At 67.5% G+C, this 381-nt stretch carries 1 protein-coding gene; it reads left to right on the plus strand.

Annotated features, from left to right (window positions below; genetic code table 11):
* Window positions 1-236 (plus strand): hypothetical protein (locus GWK61_RS55620; protein WP_194922423.1); only part of this gene is annotated, 236 nt, incomplete at its 5' end.
* Window positions 237-381: the final 145 nt, after the last annotated feature.

The following is a 381-nucleotide window of genomic DNA, read 5'->3' on the forward strand; positions in this document are numbered from 1 at the left end:
GCACGGATGAGCATGCGGACGCCACCATCGTCCAGCCCGATGGGCGCCAGCTGCTGGAGCAGATGAAGTCTTATCTTGAGCAGCGCACGCCCGACGGCACCGAAATCAGCTCGCAGTTCAGCTACGAGTACCGGCCAGGCCGGGCGCCGACCGGTCGATGGGCCCGGCCGGATCCGTCCGAATGGGTCCTGCCCCCGCATTCAGCACCGCAGGATTCTTCCGGCGGCGTGTCCTGATCAGTCCGGCGCCTACCGCAAAAACCACGGCGGTTGGGCTGCCCGTGGCCGTACCCAGCCGGGCTGGCCGTGTCCGTGTGGATCCGGTGGCCAGCGGCGCGCCGATGACGCTCAATCGCGATAGATGGGCAGAGCTGGACAGAAG

Origin of the sequence: Catenulispora rubra (assembly GCF_015356825.1) — a bacterium.
Taxonomy (GTDB): domain Bacteria; phylum Actinomycetota; class Actinomycetes; order Streptomycetales; family Catenulisporaceae; genus Catenulispora; species Catenulispora rubra.